This is a genomic window from Exiguobacterium sp. s123 (assembly GCF_018617075.1).
Lineage (GTDB): Bacteria > Bacillota > Bacilli > Exiguobacteriales > Exiguobacteriaceae > Exiguobacterium > Exiguobacterium profundum.
On sequence record NZ_JACSJL010000005.1, the window covers coordinates 248125 to 272923 of the forward strand.

The window sequence follows — 24799 nt, forward strand, 5'->3', positions numbered from 1 at the left end:
TGACGAACGAGGATGGAATATATCTATTCTTTCTTATTTAAATAGAATTCTGCTATTTCGGATAGGTAACCAGTGGTGAGGAAGCGATTTTGAACCGGATGAGATTCCTCACAAAAAAATGGGCGAAATCGCTCGACATGGTAAAAACATCCTCGGTATACTGATACAGGACGTTGAAAACGATTTCAAAATGAAGTCAACCGACGTTTCGTAATTCTTTGTGAACGTAAGCGTTTACCGATTGAATTTTCCAAAACGTGGGGGTATAACTGAACTATTCTTCATCTGATTCCGTTTGTGAAATGTTATAAAGTCAACATTTTTATTTCAACGTTTCTTCACACTTTCTTTAAAAAGTGCCTCGATCGTTTAGTTTGTGAAGTGCGTAAAACTATTGATACGACTTGATTTAAAGCGCTTTTATAATTGTGAAATTCATTGACTTCTTATGCCATTTCTATTACTCTGAACTTGTGTGACTTTTGATGGTCACGCGAGTGTGAATTCGTAAAGAATAAGGAAGCACGTGAGACTCGAAAGGGGGGGTTGGATGGCGAAAAAAGACAATCGTTATCTATCCTATGCCTCGCTCGCTTCACAAATCTCGACAGCACTTGCTGGACCGATTGTCATCGGTTATCTCGTCGGACAGTACGGCGAAAGACGTGAATTTTGGGGCACGTTTGGTTGGAATGTGTCGATTATCCTTGGACTCGTGTTCGGGGTTACGGCGCTAGTTCTCACCCTTCGGAGTTTATTGACAGGAGAGGACGAATGAATACGATTCAAGCAGACAGAAAAGCACAAAAAGAGTTGATGAAGCGTTATACGAAATGGTTTACCATATGGTTTGCAATTTTGTTAGTTGGCGCCTTCATCGTCCCGATGTACAAAGCCGTTTTTCTCGGATTGTTCATCGGTGGGGTCGGAAGTCTCATCATTCTACATATGCAGAATCGAAGTGTCATACGCATGTATGACGTCATCGAACATGGACGACGACCAAAGTCGCACGGGACCGTTTCAAGAATGGCGGTCGGTGCGTTAGCAGTGATAGTCGGTCTTCTCTACGAGGATCGAGTGTCCGTCATCGCGGTGGTAACTGGTCTAATCGCCGGCCACATCATACAATTTGGCGAGTTTACACTTGCCCAGCTCAGCAGGAAAAGAGGTGAATATTAATGGGTCATGAGTTTCCCACATATTCTCTGCACTTTGGGGACTATACGTTATACGGGAGCTGGACGAACGTCATTACAGTGTTAATAGCAGCGTTACTCGTCTTCGTATTCGCCATCTGGGGAACAAGACGTTTAGCTATGAAGCCGACTGGCAAACAAAACTTCATGGAATTCTTCGCGGAGTTCGTGCGTGGAATCATCGCAAGTGCGATGGACTGGAAGACAGGAGGACGCTTTATCGGATTTGGGATGACGTTGATTTTGTTCATTCTCTTCTCAAACTTGATGGGTCTACCGTTTAACGTTATTTCCGGACACTATCTGTGGTTCAACTCACCGACGGCCGATCCTTACGTAACCTTGGCGTTGTCGACACTCGTCGTTGCAATGTCGCACTATTACGGGGTGAAGCTACACGGGTTCAAGCACTATTCAGCGGAATTCGTAAAACCAGTCTGGTTCTTGCTTCCGATCAAATTGATCGAGGAGTTTGCGAACACGTTGACACTCGGTTTGCGTCTATACGGTAACATCTTTGCCGGTGAAATCATGATTACCATCATCTTGGGACTCGCGATTACAGCCGAAGGCGCACTCAACCCGCTCGGTGCAATCTTTGCGGTCTTCCCAATGATTCTATGGCAAGGTTTCTCAATCTTTATCGGGGTTATCCAATCCTACATTTTCCTGACGCTTGCAATGGTGTACATCGGGCACAAAGCTTCGGCCGAACATTGATTCGGACATCTCGCCAAAGCGTTACAATCAAATTATTTACTTAACTTTTAGGAGGAATATACACAATGGAACAACTTAATCTTCTCGCAACAGCACTTGTTATCGGACTTGGAGCACTCGCAGCTGGTATCGGTAACGGTTTGATCGTATACGGAACAGTACAAGGACAAGCACGTCAACCAGAACTCAAAAACGAACTTCGTCAAACAATGTTCATCGGTATCGGTTTGGTTGAGGCCCTCCCGATCATCGGTGTGGCTGTCGGTTTCCTTCTCCTCAACTCTTGATTCCGAGTTAACGAGAATAGCATGAGAGGGAGCACGTCTCCCTCACTTATTTAGTCAAGAGGAGGGTATGCATGGATACGATGATGATTGCAGCTGGTGCTGGCGGCGAAGGCCTCCGCATTCTGGATATGATCTTTACAATTTTCACATTCCTCGTACTCTTGGCCCTGTTGAAGAAATTTGCTTGGGGACCACTCCTTGGAATGATGAGACAGCGTGAAGAGTATGTAGCGAACGAAATTGAACTCGCTGAAAAGAGCCGCAAAGATGCGGAACATTATGTCGTTGAACAACGTGACGCACTCAGTGCAGCACGTACTGAGTCAAAAGAAATGCTCGACGCAAGCCGTCGACAAGCAGAAGCAGAACAAGCACGCTTGGTGGAGCAGGCGCGTTTGGAAGCCGAACAAATTAAAATCGAGGCAGAGAAAGCGATTGAGCGTGAGCGTGAGCTTGCGAAACAATCTCTTCAAACGGAAGTCGTCACACAGGCGCTTTCGGCAGCACGCCACGTCCTTCAATCAGACCTTAAAGGCGATGAAGCGAAACAACGTGCCCTCGTCACAGACTTCCTGTCTAAAGCGAAAGGTGCGAACTGATGAACGCATCACTAGCAAAACGCTATGCCAAAGCGCTCTTCGACTTAGCGCGGGAACAAGGCACGCTCGACCAAGTCGAAGCGGAAGTGCGTCTGCTCGATGAAGTGCTCCACGCGACTCCTGAACTCATGGATCTCTTAACGAATCCGGCAGTCAGTGACAGCGAGCTTGCACAGCTTTTAAAAGACAGCTTTGGTGATATGACGGCGATTGTCGTGAACACACTTCTCGTCATGGTCGAAAACGACCGTGCGGCAGAGGTTCGCGCATTGCCACGTTACGTCCGCGAATTGATCAACGACTATCGTGGAATTGCAGAGGGTATTGTCACAAGCGCCTACCCATTGTCGGCAACAGACTTGAAAGACGTCGAACTCGTCTTCGGACAGAAGCTCGGGAAGACGCTCCAATTGAAGAACGTCGTCGATGAAGAAGTCATCGGTGGACTCCGTGTCCAAGTCGGATACACGACGTACGATGATACGATTGAAACGAAATTGACACGCCTTGAGCGTGAATTGTTGAATGCGTAAGAAATAGGGGTGAATTCAATGACAATCAAAGCTGAAGAAATCAGCGCCCTGCTAAAAGAACGAATCGCTTCGTACGGTTCTGAAATCGAAGTCAGCGAGACAGGTACAGTCATTCAAGTAGGTGACGGTATCGCTCGTGCACACGGACTCGATAACGTTATGGCGGGGGAACTCGTAGAGTTCTCTAACGGCGTAATGGGCTTGGCGCAAAACTTAGAAGAAGGTAACGTCGGGATTATCATCCTTGGCGATTACAAAGGGATCAAAGAAGGCGACTCTGTCAAACGTACAGGTCGCATCATGGAAGTACCAGTCGGTGAGGCGCTCCTCGGACGTGTCGTCAACCCACTCGGACAACCAATCGATGGTCTTGGACCAATCGTGACTGACAACTATAACCCGATCGAGCGTAAAGCTTACGGCGTTATGGCTCGTAAATCGGTTCACGAACCACTTCAAACAGGAATTAAGGCGATTGACGCCCTCGTTCCAATCGGTCGTGGTCAGCGTGAGCTCATCATCGGTGACCGTCAGACAGGTAAAACATCTGTTGCCATCGATGCGATCATCAACCAAAAAGAAGAGAACATGATTTGTATCTACGTTGCAATCGGTCAGAAAGAATCGACTGTACGTGGCGTAGTAGAGACGCTTCGTCAAAACGGCGCGCTCGACTATACAATTGTCGTTTCGGCATCGGCATCACAGCCGGCACCACTTCTTTACCTCGCGCCATTCGCTGGGGTATCGATGGGTGAGTACTTCATGGACCGCGGACAACACGTCCTCGTTGTTTATGATGACCTTTCGAAACAAGCGGCAGCTTACCGTGAGCTCTCGCTCCTTCTCCGTCGTCCTCCAGGCCGCGAAGCCTACCCAGGGGATGTCTTCTACCTCCACTCACGCCTTCTTGAGCGTGCAGCGAAGTTGAACGACGAACTCGGTGGTGGTTCATTGACAGCACTTCCGTTCATCGAGACACAAGCATCGGATATCTCAGCATATATTCCGACAAACGTTATCTCGATCACAGACGGTCAGATCTTCCTTCAGTCGGACCTCTTCTTCTCTGGGGTACGCCCAGCGATCAACGCCGGTCTCTCGGTATCGCGTGTTGGTGGTTCGGCTCAGGTGAAAGCGATGAAGAAAGTTGCTGGTACACTTCGTCTTGACCTCGCGTCTTACCGTGAGCTCGAAGCGTTCGCTCAGTTCGGATCAGATCTCGACAAAGCGACACAATCGAAGTTGAACCGTGGTCAGCGTACGGTTGAAGTCTTGAAACAAGACTTGAACGCACCGCTTTCTGTAGACAAGCAAGTCATCATCATCTACGCACTCACGAAAGGTCATCTCGATGACATCCCAGTCACAGACATCCGTCGTTTCGAAACAGAAATGAACGCATGGCTCGACCAAAACCGTAAAGACCTCTGCCGTGAAATCCGTCAAACAGGAAACCTTCCTTCAGACGAGGCAATGGTCGACGCAATTACGGAATTCAAAAAGACGTTCTCGCCATCGGTTTAATCCGGTGACGAGCGTCTATTAAGGTGGTGAATCGAAATGGCATCATTACGTGAGATCCAGATGCGGATCACCTCGACCCAAAGCACGAAGCAAATCACGAAAGCGATGAACATGGTGTCGGCATCGAAGTTGAACCGGGCCCAAGGGAACAACGCCAACTTCAAGCCGTACATGGACAAGTTTCAAGAAGTCATCTCGTCGATCGCCGGTGGTACATCAGGCGCGACACACCCGATGCTTCAAGTACGTCCCGTCAAACGGACTGGTTATATCGTCATTACGTCAGATCGCGGACTCGCAGGTGGATACAACGCCAGCGTCTTGCGTGACGTGTACCGTGAACTCAAAGACAAGCACACATCAACAGATGAGTACCGTCTTTACGTAATCGGAAAAGTCGGCGTCCAGTTCTTCAAGTCACGCAACATTCCGGTGTATAGCGCGATGACAGGGCTAAACGACCAACCAACTTTTGTTGAAGTCGCAGAAATCGTCAAGCAGACGGTTGGTGCCTTCAGCGAGAGCGAGATTGATGAATTGAAGCTTTGCTACAACTCGTTCATCTCGGTCATCAGCCAAGAAGTGAAGATTCAACAATTGCTCCCGCTCGGGGATATCGAACAGTCCGCATCCAATGTGATGTATGAATACGAACCAGAAGAAGAAACGATCTTAGCGGCGCTCCTCCCACGTTATGCGGAAGGACTCATCTATGGTGCATTGCTCGACGCGAAAGTATCAGAGCACGCAGCACGGATGACGGCGATGTCGAGTGCGACAGACAACGCGGATGAACTCATTCGCGGACTCAAGCTCAAATTCAACCGCGCGCGTCAAGCAGCGATCACACAAGAAATCACAGAGATTGTCGGAGGTGCGTCGGCGCTTGAATAAGCGCACGCTCTCTAGATTGTAGGAGGCTAACACGATGAACGAATACGGCATGAAAGGCCGCGTAGTCGCAGTCATGGGCCCAGTTATCGACGTTAAGTTCGACAACCACTTACCGAACATCTACAACGCTCTCAAAGTCACACACGTGGCAGCGACAGCAGACGATGTTAGTGTCGACTTGACGCTTGAAGTAGCTGTTCACCTTGGTGACGACACGGTCCGTACGATTGCGATGGACTCAACTGACGGCGTTCGCCGCGGTATGGAAGTACTTGACTTAGGATCACCGATTTCGGTACCAGTTGGAGAAATGACACTTGGACGTGTCTTCAACGTTCTCGGTAACCCAATCGATGATAAAGAAGTGGCAGCTGACGTGCTTCGTGCACCGATTCACCGTCAAGCGCCAACATTTGACGAATTGTCAACGAAAGTTGAAATCCTTGAAACAGGGATCAAAGTCGTCGACCTTCTCGCACCATACATCAAAGGTGGTAAAATCGGCCTCTTCGGTGGTGCCGGTGTAGGGAAGACCGTCCTCATCCAGGAACTCATCAACAACATCGCGCAAGAGCACAGCGGGATTTCTGTATTCGCAGGAGTCGGTGAGCGTACGCGTGAAGGAAATGACTTGTTCCACGAGATGACGGACTCAGGCGTTATCAAGCAAACAGCGATGGTCTTCGGTCAAATGAACGAACCACCTGGTGCACGTCTCCGTGTTGCCTTGACTGGTTTGACAATGGCAGAATACTTCCGTGACGAGCAAGGACAAGACGTTCTTCTCTTCGTTGATAACATCTTCCGTTTCACACAAGCAGGTTCTGAGGTTTCGGCCCTTCTCGGACGTATGCCATCGGCGGTAGGTTACCAGCCGACACTTGCGACAGAAATGGGTATGCTTCAAGAGCGAATCACATCGACTGCAAAAGGATCGGTTACTTCGATTCAAGCGGTTTATGTACCAGCCGATGACTATACGGACCCGGCTCCGGCAACAACGTTCGCCCACCTTGATGCCACAACAAACCTTGAGCGTCGTCTTTCGGAGATGGGGATTTACCCAGCCGTTGACCCACTCGCATCGACTTCACGCGCCCTCTCTCCTGAAATCGTAGGGAAAGATCACTATGAAGTCGCACGTAACGTTCAACAGACGCTTCAGCGTTACAAAGAACTTCAAGACATCATCGCCATCCTCGGGATGGATGAGTTGTCTGAAGACGACAAACTCACGGTTCACCGTGCACGTCGTATTCAGTTCTTCTTATCACAAAACTTCCACGTGGCTGAGCAGTTCACGGGCCAAAAAGGTTCATACGTGCCAGTCAAAGAGACAGTACGCGGCTTCAAAGAGATCCTCGAAGGTAAACACGACGATCTTCCTGAAGATGCATTCCGTCTCGTCGGTCCAATCGAAGACGTCATCGAAAAAGCGAAGACGTTGGTCTAAGACCTACGCGGAAGGGGGAAACTAGACGATGAATACTGTTCACGTCAACGTCGTCACCCCGGATGGTGCAGCCTTTGAAGGAGACGCACGAATGGTCATCGCCAAATCGGTCACTGGTGAGCTCGGTATCTTACCGAAGCACATCCCGATGGTGACGCCACTCGACGTCTCAGTTCTCAAGCTGCGCCACGAAGATGGTGGACGCACGCTGATCGCAATCAGCGGCGGTTTCATGGAAGTTCGTCCCGACACGGTGACGATCTTAGCTGAAACAGCCGAAATGGCGGATAAGATTGACTATGACCGCGCTTCTGCGGCGAAGGTTCGTGCCGAGCGTCGTCTTCAAGACACGAAGCTCTCGGAACTCGAATTCCGTCGTGCGGAACTTGCGCTCAAAAAAGCGATCAACCGCTTAAGCATTCGCGATATGAAAGAATAAGAATGACTCTCACACGAAAGTGTGGGAGTTTTTTTGTTGTTTTTGAAAAAAATGGGTCTTTTGTCGTGCTTCTAAATGATGGGACTAGTAAAAAATATATGGGAGAAGACCGATAATAAAGGTGGGAACTATCGTAAAGGAGATTAGGGAATGAAAGTTTACGTTGCGCGACAACCAATTTTTGACCAACAGTTACGCGTTTGCGGCTACGAATTGTTATATCGCCGCAGCGAAAATAATATTTTTGAGAATGTAGATGATTCGTTGGCAACGGCTGACGTCATTCATAACGCTTACCTTGTGTTCAATTTTCGGGAATTGACAGAAGGGACGCGTGCGTTCATCAACTTCCCTCAAACGTTGATTGAAGGGGAAGTGCCTTCGTTGCTACCGCGTCAATCGCTCGTCGTCGAAGTGCTCGAACATGTCGAACCGACGGAAAAGCTATTACAGTCTCTCCGCTCTTTGAGACGTCAAGGTTATACGATTGCATTGGATGATTTCGTATTTGAAGAGAAGTATCGCCCATTGATTGGACTCGCCGACATCATCAAAATTGACTATCAAGCGACCCCGGTAGACCAGCAGCAAAAATTGATTGATGCGCTCGGACACCGAATCGAATTTTTGGCGGAAAAAATCGAGACACCCGCAGAGTACGAGATTGCGAAACGACTCGGATATAAGATGTTCCAAGGATACTTCTTTAGTCGTCCCATCGTGGAGCACGGGGCCGAAGTCCATCCGTTGCGTCACACGCTCATTGAAATGTTAAAAGAACTCGATCGTCCGGAACCGAGCTTCCGACGGATTTCAGCGCAAATTGAGCGAAGTGTCGACTTATCCTATAAGATGCTCCGTACGGTCAATACGGTGTATCAAAAAGGTCGACATACCATTCAATCCATCGAGCAAGCCGTTGCACGAATCGGACTAGATGAGTTGAAACGATGGTCGTATTTGATGCTCTTACGGGAGATGCAGACCTCTGAATCGAAAGAACTAATCAAACAGAGTGTCATCCGTGGGAAAATGATGGAGTTGATTGCGGAGGATACATTGACAGATGTATTACCGTTTGATGCATTCATTACAGGAATCTTCTCATCACTCGACGTCATTCTCGATGAGGCGATGCAAACGTTGATTGCAGAGCTTCCGGTGGCGCCTCCTGTAAAGGCAGCGTTACTCGGTGAACAGAATGGTTTGCGAAAGTTGTTAGAGGATGTGATCGCCTACGAACAGTTGACGATTCCACTCCATAACACAGATTCGGATTGGTCTCAATATTACGTCGAAGCGATTCGATGGTCTCGTAGCCTTGACGAGTCGATTGAATAATGTTTGAAATATGTGAGGGGCGTCAATTACTGTAGTAAAGCCTTACTGCTGATGATGTCCCTTTTGGTGTGCTTGTAGAAAAAGTGAGTTGATCGAATGGTTCAAACCGCTCGAAGCTTAAGACCCTAAGTCTTTTTTTCTCTAACATGTCATGATATGATTGAAAATGGTACGAATTTTAGAAAAGAGGGGAATCGTCGATGGTCAATACCGTATTTTCGCTAGCGATTTATATCATAGCGATCTACGTTGCTTGGTGGGCACTCTTACCCGTCAAATGGGACAAGGTGCTCAATCAAGTGAGGAGTCCGCAAGCTGCTGTCTTGCGCGTCCTCGTAGCGGTTGTCTTCGGTTCGCTGATTGCCCAGTTCTTTTTGGAGTATATTCGACTGGCGCAGGCGCTCGCACCTATACAGTAGTCGCAGAATATTTAACAAACTGTAATCCTGCTGTAACGACTCCTATATGATTATCATGTAGGATAAATTCGTCTGACATGATGTTTTTTCATTCAGTTTGCACTTATTTATTATTCAGCTTGATTGTGAATGAAAACCCATCACGTTTTACAAACCATTCAAATAATCGACATTATCACATCCGGAATCGGATATCGACGCACTATATAAAAAAACAATGAAGTTGGAGGACAAAGAGAGATATGAAGGATTTGATCGTAGTCCGTGGAGGACGTAAACTGTCAGGTACTGTGCGCGTTGAGGGAGCAAAAAACGCCGTACTCAAAACATTGGTTGCCACTCTATTAGCTAGCGAAGGAAAGTCAATCTTACAAAACGTACCACGTCTTGCTGACGTGTACACGATTAACAAAGTACTTCGTCACCTCGGTGCAGAGGTATCATTCAATGAAGAAAAGAATGAAGTAACTGTCGATGCGTCGGGCGACATTAAAGATGAAGCACCACTTGAATACGTGCGGAAGATGCGTGCTTCAATCCTCGTCATGGGACCTCTTCTTGCCCGTCTCGGTCACGCTCGTGTAGCGATGCCAGGCGGATGCTCAATCGGCTCACGTCCGATTGACCTCCACTTAAAAGGATTCGAAGCGATGGGTGCGAAAACGGTCATCGGAAACGGATTCGTGGAAGCTTCTGTAGAAGGCCGTCTCCAAGGCGCTAAAATCTACTTGGACTTCCCATCTGTTGGTGCGACAGAGAACATCATGATGGCAGCTGTGCTCGCAGAGGGTACGACCATCATCGAGAACGTTGCAAAAGAACCTGAGATCGTCGACCTTGCGAACTTCTTAAACGGAATGGGCGCACACGTCCGTGGGGCAGGTACAGAAACGATCCGAATCGAAGGTGTCGAAACACTTCGCGGTGCAGAACACTCAATCATCCCTGACCGCATCGAAGCAGGCACGTTCCTCGTCGCAGGGGCAATCACAGGTAGTGACATCGAAGTCATCGGTGCAGAACGTGAGCACCTTCGTCCATTGATTTCAAAAATGGAAGAGATGGGTGTCCACTTTGAGGATACGGCAGAAGGCATGCGTGTCACGGCACCAGACGAATTGAAGCCGGTTGATGTGAAGACGATGCCACACCCGGGATTCCCGACAGACATGCAGTCACAAATGATGGCACTCGTCTTGAAAGCGGGCGGCACTTCTGTCATCACGGAAACGGTGTTTGAGAATCGCTTCATGCACGTCGAAGAGTTCCGCCGTATGAACGCAGACATTAAGATTGAAGGACGTTCGGCAATCGTCAAAGGTGGCGTACGCCTTCAAGGAGCGGAAGTTGTCGCAACGGACCTTCGTGCCGGAGCAGCACTTATTCTAGCAGGTCTCATCGCGGAAGAAGAAACACGCGTTGGAGATTTATATCATATCGACCGTGGATACGTTGATTTCCACAAGAAACTTCAAGCACTCGGTGCTGACATCGAGCGTATTGAAGGAACTGTCGAAGTTGCTGAAGAAATGGTTCAGAACTAAGAAACGAGCACGAATGAGAGAGCGAGGAGAGACTCTTCTCGCTCTTTTCAATGAAGAATCGAACGGAGGAACCTATACATCATGTTTTCAAAAGATATCGGGATTGATTTAGGGACAGCAAACGTTGTCATTCACGTCAAAGGGAAAGGAATCGTCTTAGACGAACCTTCAGTCGTTGCGATAAAACGCTCTACAGGAAAAGTACTAGCAGTCGGTGCAGAAGCGTATGAGATGGTTGGTCGTACACCTGGTGATATCGTGGCGATCCGTCCTCTCCGTGACGGAGTCATCGCCGATTTCGCCACAACAGAAGAAATGCTCCGTCACTTCATCGAGAAAATTCAAGTCCGAGGCTTCTTCGGAGGCATCCGCATGCTGATTTGTACACCTGCGAACGTCACGCCGGTTGAAGCAAAAGCCATTCGTGAAGCTGCTGAGAAAGCTGGCGCGAAAGAAGTCTTCCTCGCCGTCGAACCAAAAGCGGCAGCAGTCGGTTCAGGCATGGATATTTGGAAGCCGGTCGGTCACATGATCATCGATATCGGTGGTGGGACGACCGACGTCGCCATTTTATCAATGGGAGACATCGTCTGCGGTGAAACCATTAAGATTGCAGGGGATCGCTTCGATACGGACATCCTTCGTGCCATCAAAGAGAAGCACAAGCTGATCATCGGAGAACGTACGGCTGAACAAATCAAGAAAGAAATCGCGACGGTCTTCCCAGGAGGGCGTAACGAATCGATGGATATTCGTGGACGTGACATGGTACGTGGATTGCCTCGTACGGTGACCATTACGTCAGAAGAACTTCGTGAAGCGATGGCTGAATCAGCTAATGAAATCGTCGAAGCAGCGAAGCGTGTCCTTGAACAGACACCACCAGAACTTGCAGCGGATATCATCGACCGCGGAATCATCATGACAGGTGGGGGATCACTCCTTCACGGTCTTGACCAACTCGTCGCAGAGCGTGTCATGTTGCCGGTCATGATGGCCGAGGAGCCGACACTCAGTGTCGCGCACGGAACAGGAATCATGCTCGAAAACTTAGATCGATTGAAATAAACAGACAAGCGACCGCGTGCGGTCGCTTGTTTTTTGTATGTTCAACTCAATATTTCGGAGACGAGTGCCAACACGTTGCCTTCAGAATCTTTGAAGAAACTCATCCACGTTTCTGTCGTCCCCATTTTTGCCACACAGTGTGGTTCATCAATGAAAGTCACTCCTGCATTTTTCAACTGAGCATAAGCGTCATCGATGGATGTGATACTCAAATAGAGAATTGGACTTGATTTTGCAAAAATATCATTCTCTGGAGGGGACAACATGAGGCGAACGCCCCCACAGTCGAAAAATGCGAGCAATCCTGCTTGAAAGAGAAAGGGTACCTCAAGCGTGTCTCGATAGAATTGAACGGCACGGTCTAACTCTTTGACAGGGATGTAGATTTGTTTGATTTGTTGAATGAGGCTCATGGGATTCATCCTTTCAATATGTATTTGAAACAGGAAGGGGTAACTCTGATTCAAGTTGACGTTGGAGACGGTTGGTAAGTCCTGTTGGGTGAGACATTAAGCCGATAGAAATATGTAATGGGAATAGGGTATGTAAGTCGCCAGGATAATATGAGCCATCTCGAGGTAACGTATGATTGACAATCCGAGAGACTCCTGAGGAATGGTCAATGTGTAAGACGATTGGAGCAGATATTCCGGTCCCTCGCTCAAGTTGTTGATGGTTAGGATAATATTCTTGTAGAAGCACCCATACATACACTTCCTGTCGAGTCGTACTCGTCCCGAGGATTTGATAGCTGGCATAAACATCCCCACCGAAATTAGGAGACATGACTTGAGTTGTCAAGTATCGCTCCAACACGTTCTGATTGACGTCGACGGATTGGGTAAGCGTGACAAATGATTCATCCGTCAAGGCAGCATAGAGCAAAGCACTCAATATCCATGTACAAAATGTCGTTATGATCAACTTTTTCAAATAAGCGCCTCCCAATACCGATGTGATGAATCATATATGCCCATCATATCTAAAGAGGATACAAATATATAGGTCATTCGTGGGAAAAATTGTATATAATGAAATCATTAATCAATGAGAGGGGAATCATGATGGCGCCGATTCACTAATAGACTGAACAGAATAATCAAATAGAATCGGAGGACATCATGAACAAACCACTTACACTCATTACTGGCGTCAGCCGCCATCAAGGCATCGGAGCTGCGATTGCACGAAAACTAGCACATGAAGGGCACAACCTTTATTTGACACACTGGAGTCCGTTTGACGCGACCGACGGAATCGGGGAAGAGAGAGACTTCATCGAACGATTCGTTCAAGAGTTGACCGAACAGGGTGCCCGTGTCGAACATGAGGCGTATGACCTAGCCTCGGGTGACGAAGTCGGGCTACTTAATCGGATTGAAGCCAAGCTCGGGATTCCGAGCAGGCTGATTCATAACGCGACCTATGAGCGACATGTCAACGTTGAGAACTTTACAACCGACGTATTGAGAAAACATTACCTGGTGAATAACGAAGGGACACTCGGACTCACCTTTGCGTTTATTGAGCGCTATAAACAAGCGGGACATCAAGATGGGCGAATCCTGTTCTTCGTATCGGGGGGACCGGATGCGAATAACCTGGCCTACATCGCAACGAAAGGTGCATTGATTGCCATCACACCTGCGTTGGCGAATGGATTAGGAGAATACGGCATTTCGGTGAATGCTCTCGATCCGGGACCGACGGATACGGGTTGGATCAATGACGAACTTCGCCAACACTTGCTACCATTATTTCCTTATAAGCGAATGGGGACGCCTGAAGATACGGCTCGCTTCGTCGCTTTCTTGATGGGCCCAGACGGCGCATGGGTGAATGGCCAACATCTTCACGTTGACGGAGGGTTTACTGGGCGCTAATAGAGAACGTTCGATGGATACAATAAAAAGAAGGCATCTCACTTTAAGTGTGAGATGTCTTTTTCAATGCCATGTATAGTCTTTATCAACAAATAAACGATTTTTTAAGTCTGTTTTAGAAATTGAAGGATTTGGTGCATCAAGCCAATCATAATAATCACAGGCACAGGAATCACCAAGTTCGATCGAATAGCCATTATTTATTGTATTAACAGTTATATCGAGTTCATGTTCAGCTAACGTCTTTTTCAATCGATAAATCGTGTTGTATACGTTGTGTAAGGCGCGTTGTGGTTCATCGATGTCCGGGTAAAGGGTTTCGGCAAGTACCCACTTATTAATGACCTGCTTACGATGAAAAACTAAGAAGGCAAATAACTCTTCTGTTTTTTGTGTTGGCCACTTCACAAGATTTCCATCTTGTGTTCGTACCGAAAAACGATCTAGAAATTGTATGCGACAAGATTGATTGAGATTCTTTTGTTGAATCGCCTCATAGCGCTGGATGATACGCGGAATGACGTTATGAATCATCTGCTCTGTGATGGGCTTCAACAAGTAATGCGTGGCATGCAAATTGAACGCTTCAACGGCATACTGTTGATGGGCGGTCGTGAAGACGACTTGTGTCCGTTCTGGCAAATAGGTCGCCAATTCGAGCCCCGTCATTTCAGGCATCTCGATATCTAAAAAGACAAGGTCTACCGGGTGCTCTTGAATAAAAGTGAGAGCTTGAACCGGACTTTGGAATGAACCAACCCACTCAAGAGACGGCTCTTCTTTTACAATCCGCTCCATCATCCCTAAAATATGATGTTCATCTTCAATTAAAATCGTACGCATCTAAATGATTCGTCCTTTCCTGTTTTGGTAAACGCAGGTGAATGGTGGTGCCTTTTTTCAAAGTGGAAGCTAAGTCAAACGTTGCACCATGAAGGTGTTCGATTCGACTTTTAATATTGCAAATCCCAATCCCAGATGTTTTGTTTGATACGTTTGGATCAAAACCACTCCCTGTATCTTGAACATAAATCTCAATCATTCCGTTTCGTTCCTGGATAGAAAGTGTCAATCGCTTTTGTCCTGGGTGTCGATAGAGGCCATGTCGCACGGCATTTTCAACGAGTGGTTGAATTAATAAAGGTGGAATCGAACAGTCGAGAAGAGATTCATCAATTTTTTTCTCGACGTAGAACGAATCACGGAATCGCGTCTGTTCAATGGCGAGATACGAGTCAATCATATCGACTTCTTGGCGAATCGATATCTCGTTTTCGGTTCGACCATTTTCAAAAATGAAGCGGACGTAAGTGCTTAAGTGACTGAGTAGACGAGCCGCATCGGGTGGAGACGTGTAACAGAGTGCAATCACATTCCCGAACGTATTGTAAAGGAAGTGAGGTTTGATTTGAGCGTTGAAGAAGGACAACTCATGCTGGGAAGCCAACACTTCGACTTGTTGTTTTTTTCTTTTGTCGGTAGACAAGTGAATCGGTAGAAGTAAAAACATCAATAGGAAATAAATGATGGTAAACGTATTGGCGTACAGCTGCTGATTGGGCGAAACGATGAACGTTGACGTCATGATTCCGATATACCCGACGAGTTGGGCGAGTGTGAAAGTTAGTAATTCGAGCGGATTGCCGGTCTTATACTTTTCAAGGAGCCATCCGATGTTCAAGCCGACCCAAAAGAACGTGATGAATAGAACGATCATCCATACAAAATATTCGAACACCTCGTAAACGGAAGCGGGCAAGAGGATGGCTAAACCAGTCAATCCGTACAACGGGTACCTCGAAATGGCCAAAAACCGGTCAAACGACACACGTTCCAAACATCTTGAAAACTCAATCAACATGATGATGCTCAGTAAGGCTAAACTCAACGTCAACTTATCACTACCCGAGATCCACATGCCATCTCGGGACATGATGGAAAAACTCGTCAACAAAAAGAAAGCTGTCCCGAAACCGTACAAGCGTTCATTTCGGTGAAAGAGATAGACGATGGCATAGAACATGGCAATCAAAAGTGAAATGAGCAATATGAAAAATTCGTAGCCGGCATAAGCGTTTTGAGTGGTCATGATGGCATGTAACGGTCCGACTAATATACTTTCTTCGATGGGTGCAAAATTACCTGCCTGTCGTTCATGTTGAATCGTCAGTCGGAATTGTTTTGTTTCATCATCGAGCAAGAGCAGAGACGGCTGCTCGACGAGACGATTGTTTCCAATTTGTACCGTTTCAACCATTTTCCCATCTATCAAAATCGTAGAAGAGGAGAGGGACTTTGGAATGAGCAAGGCATACGTACCGTTCGGCAACGCGAGATCGAGTTCATAGGTGGATTCACGATAAGGGGTTGTAAACGGAATGGTTCGATAGGAGCGGCGATCAACTTGGGTGACAATCCCTGACTCATAGCGCCATGAGCCGTCTAGTCGCAAAATCTCTTCGTCGACAGTAGAAGAGAGAAGAGAAGCTTCGCCCTTGTTAACGGTGACGATCGGATTGATCGACTGATGTCGAATCAATAAAGTGAGACTGACACCAACCAACAACACAAGGATGAAGATAAACGTCATTCGATTACGCGTCATGAGCACATTCCCTTCAATCTTTGTGAGTTTCTTGTGAGGTCATTCCGTTATTCTTCCTAATAGGTGAATGAATTTTTGAAGTGACTCTCCGTCTCATCATCGTACCCGAACTTTTTTTGTTTGAACAGAAAAAGTCATTCACCGTACGAAGTGAGGCATTCTAAGAGTGAAGGAAGAAGGCATTCCATGAAACGTTGGATTGAACAACGCATTAGTCGACAAGTTATGACGATTTTTTATATATTGATTGCCTTAGTGACACTCACATCGATTGGGACCTATTTTTATACACAGCAATCGATTCAAGAGACGACCGTAAAATTAGAACGAATTAGTGAGCAACGTGCACGGGCGACAGATCTGTTTGAAACGTGGCAATCGATGCAATATGAATTACGAGGGCACGTCCTGTTAGGAGAACGTGCGCTATTAGAAGAAGTAAGAACAGCTCAAACGAATATCGACGAGCAAACGACATGGTTCGAAGAACAGGCAAGAAACGCGGAAGAAGTACAGTTCGCAGAGGATGCGAGACTTCTCTTCTCGATCTATACGACACGCGTCATGCCGGCACTTGAGCAGTATGTGATTGCGAAGCAGGCAGGAGAAATCGATGAATCGTTCCTGCAGATGCGCACCGTAGGGCAATTCATGCCGAAAAATGAAACATCGACTCAGACACGATTTAAACTGAACTCAAGTAGTGCTGCCGATATGAGTGCGAGCATCGTCGATATGGAGTCGGTCTTTACCGACTATCGACAAAATCTTGATTTTCAAGAAAGTGAATTGCGAGATGCGCTGTCAAAACAGTTAGTGAAAGCCCAATGGATGTGGCTTTTGATTCTACTCGGGGCATTGTTCATATTGTTTGTCGGGTTGCAGCCATATATTTTAAGGTTGACCAATCAACTGCAGACGCTGATGGTAAACAGTGAGCGTCTCGCGAGCAACCCGAGCGCGACACTCATCCCGATTAAACCGCTACAAAACGAAGTCGGACAGTTGTCGAAAGCGTTTAATGAGATGGCGACCTCACTTCGGACCCAACAAGATCAAGTTGATCTCGAACGTGAGAAGACCGCTCGAATTTTGCACACGATGCGCGATTCTATCGTCTATACGGAACTCAAAACGAATGAACGCTTTGGGAACAGTGCGCTCTTTGACTTATATGAACATCCGATTCCGACGACAGAACGGGGCAGTCTATACCCAATTGCGATGTACTATCCGATGTTCATGAACCAGATTGATGATCAAGAGGGACTGAACGGTTTCACGAAGCGTGCTAAAGAAGAAGGCATGTTCGACGAAACGTTCACCTATACGATGCAAGAGGGTCAGAAAACGATCCGCATGTACGCCGAACCGATTGATCTTCAAAATGAACGTGTGGGTGTCATCTTCGTCTCACGAGATATTACCCAGGAAACAGAAATCAATCGCTTGAAGACAGAACTTGTGGCGACAGTATCCCATGAGCTTCGGACGCCCCTTACCTCGATTCTCGGATTTTCAGAACTGCTCAAAAGTCGTCAATTGGAAAACACGAAGCGAGAGCGCTATTTAGACATGATTGCGAGTGAGACGAAGCGGCTCGAACGACTCGTGAGTGACTTGCTAGATGTTCAAAAAATGGAGGCGGGTATGAGCGTACCTGACTTTAAAGTAGAGAGTCTCTATGATTTATTATCAGATCTACTCGAAGTCCATGCAGGATCGACGGAGTATCATTTCTTCCACTTTGATTGTGACGAATCGTTATTTGTCGCGGGAGATCCGGCCCAATTACGTCAAGTCTTCTCGAACATCTTGAACAATGCCATCAAATATTCACCAAACGGTGGAAATGTGACGGTCGATGTCACGTGTGAAGGTGATTCGATTCGAGTTGGAATCACTGACGAAGGATTAGGTATTTCGGAAGAAGATGCGACACGAATCTTTGATAAATTTTATCGTTCGGCCTCGGAAGAAAGTAAACGCATCGGTGGAACCGGCTTAGGTTTAGCGATCTGTAAAGAGATCGTTCAACTGCACGGTGGTACCATCTCTGTTCAATCTCAACTAGGAGAAGGAACGACGATGATTGTTGAGTTACCGATGGTCGACCATGTCAATGAAGAGAGTTCATCCTAATTTATAGGATGAACTTTTTTGAAAAAACGGTGAATGTCACGCTCGTTTGGTACGATATAGAGAGTGAATCATGTTATAGGATGAAAGGAAGACGATTATGCTACGCGGATTATATACAGCAGCGGGAGCGATGAATGCCCTGCAGCGTCAACAAGAGATTTTGAGCAACAACCTTGGTAACGTGAGAACACCAGGCTTCAAAGCGTCTGATGGCGTGGTACGTTCGTTTCCGGAGATGCTTCTTGCACAAGTCAGCAATCCGGATAACGCGAAATCGCGCGTGAAGGGAGAAGTAGGTACCCTATCAATGGGCGTCTATCTTCAAGAAACAATGCCCCGTTTCTCAGCTGGAAGTATCACAGAATCCGGTAGCCCGACCGACTTGTATTTAAAGGCACCTACTGATTTTGCGGGAGCCCCGATGTTTGCAGTCGAACAAGGCGGCGAGACGTTGTATACGACAAATGGACGCTTCTCGATCGATGAGGCGCTCTTCCTTCGTTCTGCGGACGGCGGATATATCCTTTCTGATGAAGGGGAACGAATCCAACTGCCATCGAGCGAGTTTCAAGTAGGGAAAGATGGTGTCATCACATCGCTTGGACAAAACGTGGCGACTCTTGGTGCCTACCAAATCGATGACTTGACGACTCTTGAACAAGTCGGCAATGACTGGCGTGTGACGGGTGATGCCCCGGCGCCGGCCCAGGTCGAAGTACTACAAGGATTTATTGAAGAAGCGAACGTCAACCTCGACCAGACGATGGCAGACTTGATGATGACGTATCGTCAGTTTGAGGCGAATCAAAAGGTCGTCCAAGCGTATGATAAAAGTGCCGAGCGAGCAATCGAAATCGCTCGTATTCGTTAAGGAGGAACACCATGCAGTCCATTTATAACTCGGTCAACTCTCTGTCTCAACTTCAGCGTCAATTAGATGTGACAGGTCACAATATCGCAAACGTCGATACGGTCGGCTTTAAGCGTCAACAGGGGCATTTTGCTTCGCTATTGTCACAGGCGTATAACAACCAACCGCGTCCTGAATTCGAAGTCGGTCGAGACACACCGAACGGGATTCGGATTGGAGTCGGGGGACATGTCGCCGATATTACACAGCAGTTCAATATCGGACAAGTACGTACGACAGATCGTGGATTGGACGTCTTTTTAAAGGCGAGCCGTCAATTTTTTGTCGTGGACACGCCGAACGGTGTCGGGGTGACTCGAAGTGGAAACATGCAATTGTCGGTCGGTGACGAGACGACGCTCGTTGATGTGAACGGAAATCCGCTTCTTGGAGATGACGGCAATCCGATTACGATGCCAAACGATGCGACGAATCAGCGCATTCGTCAAGACGGTGTGGTCGTCGCGAGTGTGAATGGCGTGGAACAAGAATTCGGACGTCTCGACATCGTAGAAGTCCGCAATACGTCGGAATTACGCCCGCTCGGAGATAACGTATTCGCAGCCGATTTGGAGACCGAAGTCGATCGTCCGCTCGGAAATCTATTGATTGAAGGGACACTCGAGTCATCGAACGTTGATTTGACGAAAGAGATGACTGATATGACAATCACACAACGAGCATATCAAATGAACTCACGGGCGATGTCGATGAGCGATCAGATGATGGGGCTTGTCACGGCGTTACGTCCATAATGCCTACCGCTTCTCGAGCCGAGAAGCGGTTTTTTTATAGACAAAGGGGGAGAAGCATCAATGCGGATTGTAGTCGCGATGGATTCATTCAAAGGCTCACTTTCGAGTATGGAAGCAAATCAAGCGGTCCTTCGTGCGCTTGAAGGGCATGAGGTCACCATCATACCGATTTCTGACGGAGGAGAAGGTTTTTTGGATGCTTGGATTGCGACACATGCAGAAGGAACCATTATAGAAGAAAATGTCGTGTGCTTGGATGGAATACAGCGCGTTGCACGTTTTGGTTTCGAGCCGTCAACGAGGCACGCGGTAATCGAAGTGGCGGAAACAGCAGGATTGACACTCCTCGCTCATGTCGATCCGTGGCGCTACAGTTCAGTCGGAGTCGGTGAACAGATCGTGCAAGCGCTAGATTGTGGAGCGAAGATCATCACCGTCGGGCTCGGAGGGAGCGGGACGATGGATGGTGGAAAAGGATTGCTCGAAGCGTTAGGTGTTCGTTTTCTTGATACGAACGGCTCTGTGCTATCGACCATCCCCCACCAACTAGACGAGGTGGCATCAATCGATTGGTCGGGTCTTCATCCGCGAGCGCGTGAGGTCGTATGGCGAATGGCTTCCGATGTACAGAACCCGTTGATTGGTGAAAGCGGGGCAGCGTATGTGTTCGGACCCCAGAAAGGGTTGGCGATAGATGCAGTGAGGCGATACGACCGGATTCTCGATCACTACGCGAACTGTTTTGAAATGGATAGTAGAGCACTTCCTGGAGCAGGGGCGGCTGGCGGAATCGGCTTTGCGCTATTGCAGCTTGGTGCAATCTACGTGAGTGGCGTCGAAGAAGTGATCAGGTGGTCTAAGCTCGAAGAACAGTTAGAAAAGGCAGATTGGCTGATTACAGGGGAGGGCAAATTTGATACGCAAAGCTTTGAGGGGAAAGCGCCGTACGGGTTGGCACGTCTTGCGCATACGTACGGGGTCCCGACTCTCGTCTTCACCGGACAATCTGATTATACCGCTCATATGGAATCGGGGATTATCGCCATTTTTCCGATCGTGTCGAGGATTATGACGTTAGAAGAAGCGATTTGGGAAGCAGCTCCACTATTGACGAATGCGGTCCAACGCGTGCGTCACCTCATGGAAAAGGCGCCACGACAGTAGTCGGGCGCCTTCGCATTCATAAAGAGCGATCTTTTAGCAGATCACGAATCTCTGTCAACAGTTGCTCTTCTTTCGTTGGAGTCGGAATAGCAGCTTCTTCTACTTCTTTCTCGCGTTGTAGACGATTGATGACTTTCACAATCAAGAAGAGGGCGATGGCAATCAAGAAGAAGGACACAATCTGTTGAATAAAATTGCCATATAACACATCCACTCCGAGTACACTTGCTTTTAAGCCAGAAAAATCGATTCCTCCAATAATGATTCCGAGAAGCGGCATAAAGATATCATTGACGAGTGAGTTCACGATGGCAGTGAACGCTGCACCAAGTACGACAGCAATCGCCAAGTCGATGACATTCCCACGCATCGCGAATTTTTTAAATTCTTTCCACATAAACAAACCTCCTGACGTTGAATAATTTAAGCGTAGCATATTTGAAAGGAAGAAATAAATAAATCGTTCGACTTCTATAAGGGAAGGATGCTTGTTCGACTTTTCTGCATAGGGTACACTAAAAAGGTAGCAATTTACGCATTTTAATACCAGGTACTAATATGATATAATCATTTTAGCTGAAAGGATGGTTGGACGTGTCGAACGATGAACAGACGAGTTCGGAAGAACAAAAAGGTTCACCAGAACAAGAGACGAAGCAGACAAAGCAATCGCGATTATCGAATCATCGTCGATTCCCGATTTTACTGCGCGTGCTCGTTGTTTTAGTGTTGGCAATCGCGATGCTCGCCCTCGGAGCGGTCATCGGATATAGCGTCATTGGCGGAGGCGATTGGAAAGATGTATTTGACATCGAGACCTGGCGCCATATCACCGATTTTTGGCTAACCTCTTAAAGGCGGTGGATGGATGTATACAATTGAGCAAATCAAAGAAGTAATCCCACACAGATACCCGTTTCTGTTAATTGATCGAATTATCGAAGTCAAGGAAAAGAAGCGTGCTGTTGGATTAAAAAATGTCACGGCGAATGAAGAGTTCTTTAACGGGCATTTCCCAGACTATAATGTCATGCCAGGTGTCTTGATTGTTGAAGCACTCGCACAAGTCGGTGCTTTTGCAATGTTGAAAGACGAATCGAATCGAGGCAAGCTCGCCTTTTTTGCAGGGATTGACAACTGCCGTTTCAAACGCCAAGTCGTCCCGGGTGATCAACTTCGTCTCGAGGTAGAAATCATGAAAATTCGTGGACCAATCGGTAAAGGACGTGCCGTGGCCACGGTCGACGGAGAAGTTGCTTGTGAAGCAGAACTCACTTTCGCCTTGAAGTAAGGAGAAATGGGATGCGTGCTTTAGTCATTGTATTATTAGTCGGCTTGATGACGATTGTGGGTTGTCAGCAGCTCCAGACAGAAGAGTCGAGTGAAGAGAACGTCGTTTACGAGCAAAATGTGGATGAAACGATGATTGATAAACGTGCAGGACAGTCCGATGCAATCGCCGTTTCTCTTGAACGAACGAATAACACGACGATGCTCTTCACGATTCGAATGCTCGAAAATCGTCGTCTTGATCCGACGACGGTCATGAGTTATGAGGTCGAAGGCGAACGCGTTGCGATTCCATTTGGTGAACTGATTGCAGAGCGTGAAGAGGATATTCGGACGTATGAGTATCAGACGGACGTAGACCCGGATCTGTTCGTATCAGAGACACTTCCGCTCTTCCATCTCGTTGAAGAAGGTGAATCGGAAGTCACGATACCACTCGAAGTCATTAATTCGACAAATGGTGAATAAGAAACAGGCGATGTTGTCGAAAATCGCCTGTTTTTTTGTGGAGATAAATCTATTCTATCCGATAAAAAGAGTAAAGAGAGAATGGCGGAATTTTGAGATGAAACAGAAATCAGAGTCGTTACAGACACGTATCCTAGCATCAATGTTAGTCTTCGTCACGTTGCTCATCATTTTGTTTGGAGTAGTGCAATATTTCAGTACGAAGCATTCCGTACTCAGTACGTTACATGCGACGTTAATTGAAGATGGTGAACGGATTAGTGAATCATTGGATGTCGATGCCTATGCATCCTTCGTAGCGAATCCGTCAAAAAATGAGCAGTATGAGCAGTTTCATGAATATTTAGATGCATATCGTCAGCAAATCGGTGCGATGTATGTATACACGATCGCCACAGAGGGCGAGGAAGTTCGAATGATTGTAGAGGGATTGAGTGAAGCGGATGCTGAGGAGATTGGTTCTCCGATTACAGTGATGACGTATGAAGAAGCAACGCCCGCATTCCAAGGTGAGACCGTCGCAACCAATGTCATCGATGATCCGGAGTACGGGAAGTATGTGACGGTGCTCGTCCCGATTAAACAAGGGAACGAGGTAGTTGGGGTACTCGGAATTGATAAAGCTGCTACTGAGGTCTCCGCGATTACAGGAGATGTCTTAAAAGAGAGTTTAGTTCCAATCTTAATCGGCCTGCTCGTGCTCCTTGTCGTTTCGGGAATCATCATCTGGCGTTATCTTGGCTGGAAATTGCGTCCACTTCAAGCACTAGAACGTGTGGCCACATCCATTGCTGAAGGTGATTTGGTGACAGCGACGACTGCGGTTGAAGGTATTAAGGTGAACTACTCGCCACTTATTTGCTTCACAAATTGAAGTGGGAGCTTCTTGGGAAGACCGTGCTCTTACCAGCCGCGGTTATTTACCAAGCTCGTCGGGCAGTCCCTGCCCTGAATGGTTGTCAGTCGGCTAACATCAACAGGTTGATGCTCGCGTTGATGTCACGGTCATGATGCGCGCCACAGGCACACGTCCATTCACGGACATCCATCGTCTTCTTCTCGCCTTTTGCTCCGCAAGTGGAACAGATCTGGGTCGATGCGTACCAGGGGTCTGCCTTGATGAGTGTTCGTCCGTAGAATCTTGATTTGTATTCGAGTTGCCGGACGAACTCGTACCAACTGACATCCCCGATGGACTTCGCTACCTTGTGATTCTTCATCATGTCCTTCGACTTCAATGTCTCCACGACGATGACTTGGTTCTCGTCAACGATCCGTCTCGACAGTTTGTGAAGGAAGTCCTGGCGTTGATTGGCGATTCTTTCGTGTTTCTTGGCGAGGATCAACTTGGCTTTTTCACGATTCTTGCTCCCGATCTTCTTGCGTGACAGCGTGCGCTGTGCCTTCTTGACCTTTTCTTCGGACTTACGAAGGAAACGTGGGTTTTCGATCTTCTCCGAGACCATCGCGTCGTTCGTCATGACGGCGAAGTGTTTTAGACCGAGATCGATCCCGACCTTGTTCTCGGCTGGGATCCATGGTTCATCGTCCTGTTCGAC

General features: G+C 47.4%; 29 protein-coding genes. 23 read left to right on the forward strand and 6 right to left on the reverse strand.

Translation table 11 applies throughout. The features are described from left to right. The first annotated feature begins 550 nt into the window (after window positions 1-550). The 14 genes from KNO72_RS10875 (at window position 551) to mreB (ending at window position 12023) form a co-directional block, all read left to right on the forward strand. On the forward strand, window positions 551-778 hold the full coding sequence (locus KNO72_RS10875; protein ID WP_012727363.1) for a hypothetical protein: 228 nt from the start codon (window positions 551-553) through the stop codon (window positions 776-778). Beyond that, window positions 775-1182: an ATP synthase subunit I gene (locus KNO72_RS10880; protein ID WP_074035722.1), complete on the forward strand. Its 408-nt coding sequence runs from the start codon at window positions 775-777 to the stop codon at window positions 1180-1182. Before KNO72_RS10875 ends, KNO72_RS10880 begins: the two co-directional genes overlap by 4 nt. Continuing rightward, entirely contained in the window at window positions 1182-1919 is a 738-nt protein-coding gene (gene atpB, locus KNO72_RS10885; RefSeq protein ID WP_074035878.1) for a F0F1 ATP synthase subunit A, read from the forward strand. Before KNO72_RS10880 ends, atpB begins: the two co-directional genes overlap by 1 nt. Window positions 1920-1984: 65 nt before the next feature. Continuing rightward, on the forward strand, window positions 1985-2206 hold the full coding sequence (atpE, locus tag KNO72_RS10890) for a F0F1 ATP synthase subunit C (protein ID WP_012727360.1): 222 nt from the start codon (window positions 1985-1987) through the stop codon (window positions 2204-2206). Window positions 2207-2277: 71 nt separating this feature from the next. Next, window positions 2278-2805: a F0F1 ATP synthase subunit B gene (atpF, locus tag KNO72_RS10895; protein WP_012727359.1), complete on the forward strand. Its 528-nt coding sequence runs from the start codon at window positions 2278-2280 to the stop codon at window positions 2803-2805. Then, window positions 2805-3338 carry a F0F1 ATP synthase subunit delta gene (locus tag KNO72_RS10900; RefSeq protein ID WP_012727358.1) on the forward strand — a complete coding sequence of 178 codons (534 nt, stop codon included), beginning with the start codon at window positions 2805-2807 and terminating at the stop codon, window positions 3336-3338. The genes atpF and KNO72_RS10900 overlap by 1 nt, the downstream gene beginning before the upstream one ends. Window positions 3339-3356: 18 nt before the next feature. Beyond that, window positions 3357-4865, forward strand: a complete 1509-nt coding sequence (gene atpA, locus KNO72_RS10905; protein WP_078147660.1) for a F0F1 ATP synthase subunit alpha — start codon at window positions 3357-3359, stop codon at window positions 4863-4865. 36 nt (window positions 4866-4901) lie between these two features. Next, window positions 4902-5759, forward strand: coding sequence for an ATP synthase F1 subunit gamma (atpG, locus tag KNO72_RS10910; protein WP_214758155.1), 858 nt, complete (start codon window positions 4902-4904; stop codon window positions 5757-5759). Window positions 5760-5793: 34 nt separating this feature from the next. Next, window positions 5794-7212: a F0F1 ATP synthase subunit beta gene (gene atpD / locus KNO72_RS10915; protein ID WP_078147659.1), complete on the forward strand. Its 1419-nt coding sequence runs from the start codon at window positions 5794-5796 to the stop codon at window positions 7210-7212. A 28-nt stretch (window positions 7213-7240) separates the two neighbouring features. Further along, on the forward strand, window positions 7241-7651 hold the full coding sequence (locus KNO72_RS10920) for a F0F1 ATP synthase subunit epsilon (protein WP_012727354.1): 411 nt from the start codon (window positions 7241-7243) through the stop codon (window positions 7649-7651). 150 nt (window positions 7652-7801) lie between these two features. Beyond that, complete coding sequence (locus KNO72_RS10925; RefSeq protein WP_078147658.1) at window positions 7802-8992, forward strand: EAL and HDOD domain-containing protein; 1191 nt, start codon at window positions 7802-7804, stop codon at window positions 8990-8992. Between the two features lie 200 nt (window positions 8993-9192). Then, complete coding sequence (locus tag KNO72_RS10930; RefSeq protein WP_012727352.1) at window positions 9193-9411, forward strand: DUF1146 family protein; 219 nt, start codon at window positions 9193-9195, stop codon at window positions 9409-9411. 242 nt (window positions 9412-9653) lie between these two features. Beyond that, window positions 9654-10955: a UDP-N-acetylglucosamine 1-carboxyvinyltransferase gene (murA, locus tag KNO72_RS10935; protein WP_012727351.1), complete on the forward strand. Its 1302-nt coding sequence runs from the start codon at window positions 9654-9656 to the stop codon at window positions 10953-10955. 81 nt (window positions 10956-11036) lie between these two features. After that, the gene (mreB, locus tag KNO72_RS10940; RefSeq protein ID WP_078147656.1) at window positions 11037-12023 is read left to right on the forward strand and encodes a rod shape-determining protein; all 987 of its coding nucleotides are present in this window, start codon (window positions 11037-11039) and stop codon (window positions 12021-12023) included. A 41-nt stretch (window positions 12024-12064) separates the two neighbouring features. Here mreB and KNO72_RS10945 read toward each other — a convergent pair whose 3' ends face one another. Next, on the reverse strand, window positions 12065-12436 hold the full coding sequence (locus KNO72_RS10945; RefSeq protein WP_214686039.1) for a VOC family protein: 372 nt from the start codon (window positions 12434-12436) through the stop codon (window positions 12065-12067). 13 nt (window positions 12437-12449) lie between these two features. Further along, window positions 12450-12956 carry a hypothetical protein gene (locus KNO72_RS10950; protein WP_214686041.1) on the reverse strand — a complete coding sequence of 169 codons (507 nt, stop codon included), beginning with the start codon at window positions 12954-12956 and terminating at the stop codon, window positions 12450-12452. A gap of 188 nt (window positions 12957-13144) precedes the next feature. On the opposite strand from KNO72_RS10950, the gene KNO72_RS10955 reads away from it, so the two are divergent. Further along, window positions 13145-13906: an SDR family oxidoreductase gene (locus KNO72_RS10955; protein ID WP_214686043.1), complete on the forward strand. Its 762-nt coding sequence runs from the start codon at window positions 13145-13147 to the stop codon at window positions 13904-13906. Between the two features lie 63 nt (window positions 13907-13969). Here KNO72_RS10955 and KNO72_RS10960 read toward each other — a convergent pair whose 3' ends face one another. Beyond that, window positions 13970-14749: a response regulator gene (locus tag KNO72_RS10960; protein WP_214686045.1), complete on the reverse strand. Its 780-nt coding sequence runs from the start codon at window positions 14747-14749 to the stop codon at window positions 13970-13972. Then, complete coding sequence (locus KNO72_RS10965) at window positions 14730-16511, reverse strand: sensor histidine kinase (protein WP_078147652.1); 1782 nt, start codon at window positions 16509-16511, stop codon at window positions 14730-14732. Before KNO72_RS10965 ends, KNO72_RS10960 begins: the two co-directional genes overlap by 20 nt. A 186-nt stretch (window positions 16512-16697) precedes the next feature. Between KNO72_RS10965 and KNO72_RS10970 the strand changes: the two genes are divergently transcribed. From KNO72_RS10970 to KNO72_RS10985, 4 genes are all read left to right on the forward strand, one after another. Continuing rightward, entirely contained in the window at window positions 16698-18653 is a 1956-nt protein-coding gene (locus KNO72_RS10970) for a HAMP domain-containing sensor histidine kinase (protein ID WP_214758157.1), read from the forward strand. A 97-nt stretch (window positions 18654-18750) separates the two neighbouring features. Next, window positions 18751-19524, forward strand: coding sequence for a flagellar hook-basal body protein (locus KNO72_RS10975; RefSeq protein WP_074035747.1), 774 nt, complete (start codon window positions 18751-18753; stop codon window positions 19522-19524). Window positions 19525-19535: 11 nt separating this feature from the next. Continuing rightward, window positions 19536-20318: a flagellar hook-basal body protein gene (locus KNO72_RS10980; RefSeq protein ID WP_012727342.1), complete on the forward strand. Its 783-nt coding sequence runs from the start codon at window positions 19536-19538 to the stop codon at window positions 20316-20318. Window positions 20319-20378: 60 nt separating this feature from the next. Further along, the gene (locus tag KNO72_RS10985) at window positions 20379-21482 is read left to right on the forward strand and encodes a glycerate kinase family protein (RefSeq protein WP_214758159.1); all 1104 of its coding nucleotides are present in this window, start codon (window positions 20379-20381) and stop codon (window positions 21480-21482) included. Between the two features lie 16 nt (window positions 21483-21498). On the opposite strand, the gene mscL is transcribed toward KNO72_RS10985, so the two are convergent. Further along, complete coding sequence (gene mscL, locus KNO72_RS10990) at window positions 21499-21879, reverse strand: large conductance mechanosensitive channel protein MscL (RefSeq protein WP_214758161.1); 381 nt, start codon at window positions 21877-21879, stop codon at window positions 21499-21501. A 197-nt stretch (window positions 21880-22076) separates the two neighbouring features. On the opposite strand from mscL, the gene KNO72_RS10995 reads away from it, so the two are divergent. From KNO72_RS10995 to KNO72_RS11010, 4 genes are all read left to right on the forward strand, one after another. Further along, window positions 22077-22337, forward strand: a complete 261-nt coding sequence (locus KNO72_RS10995) for a DNA-directed RNA polymerase subunit beta (RefSeq protein ID WP_078147647.1) — start codon at window positions 22077-22079, stop codon at window positions 22335-22337. 13 nt (window positions 22338-22350) lie between these two features. Continuing rightward, window positions 22351-22773: a 3-hydroxyacyl-ACP dehydratase FabZ gene (gene fabZ, locus KNO72_RS11000; RefSeq protein WP_214758163.1), complete on the forward strand. Its 423-nt coding sequence runs from the start codon at window positions 22351-22353 to the stop codon at window positions 22771-22773. Between the two features lie 11 nt (window positions 22774-22784). Continuing rightward, window positions 22785-23240 (forward strand): hypothetical protein, encoded by a 456-nt coding sequence (locus KNO72_RS11005; RefSeq protein ID WP_012727337.1) that lies wholly within the window; start codon window positions 22785-22787, stop codon window positions 23238-23240. A gap of 97 nt (window positions 23241-23337) precedes the next feature. Next, the gene (locus KNO72_RS11010; protein ID WP_214758165.1) at window positions 23338-24114 is read left to right on the forward strand and encodes a hypothetical protein; all 777 of its coding nucleotides are present in this window, start codon (window positions 23338-23340) and stop codon (window positions 24112-24114) included. Window positions 24115-24199: 85 nt separating this feature from the next. On the opposite strand, the gene KNO72_RS11015 is transcribed toward KNO72_RS11010, so the two are convergent. After that, a partial coding sequence (locus KNO72_RS11015) for an RNA-guided endonuclease TnpB family protein (protein WP_214758167.1) occupies window positions 24200-24799 on the reverse strand: 600 nt, incomplete at its 5' end.